Below are 264 nucleotides of genomic sequence, written 5' to 3' on the forward strand. Positions count from 1 at the left end.
CAACGATCCGTCGCTGATCGAATCCCAGTGGGTCAGCACCGCTCGGATGCTCGAGGCCGACGTCTCGGCCTGAGGCCTGCGGCCCCGTCAGTCGATCGCCGGGAAGCGCTCGATGTTCGCCTCCACCCACCCGCGCAGTGCGCGCAACGGCTTCTCAGCGTCGACGCCGAGGTCGGTGAGCGAGTACTCCACCCGGACCGGGACTTCGGCGAAGACCGTGCGCACCAGCAGCGCTCGTGCTTCGAGGCGTCGCAGGGTCGCCGT

General features: G+C 69.3%; 1 protein-coding gene. It reads right to left on the reverse strand.

The annotated features are described in order from the left end of the window. Nucleotides 1-87: 87 nt before the first annotated feature. Nucleotides 88-255 (reverse strand): winged helix-turn-helix transcriptional regulator, encoded by a 168-nt coding sequence (locus SB658_RS24680; protein ID WP_410603027.1) that lies wholly within the window; start codon nt 253-255, stop codon nt 88-90. Between the last annotated feature and the right edge of the window lie 9 nt (nt 256-264).

Source organism: Bacillus sp. SIMBA_008, assembly GCF_046535495.1.
Taxonomy (GTDB): domain Bacteria; phylum Bacillota; class Bacilli; order Bacillales; family Bacillaceae; genus Bacillus; species Bacillus subtilis.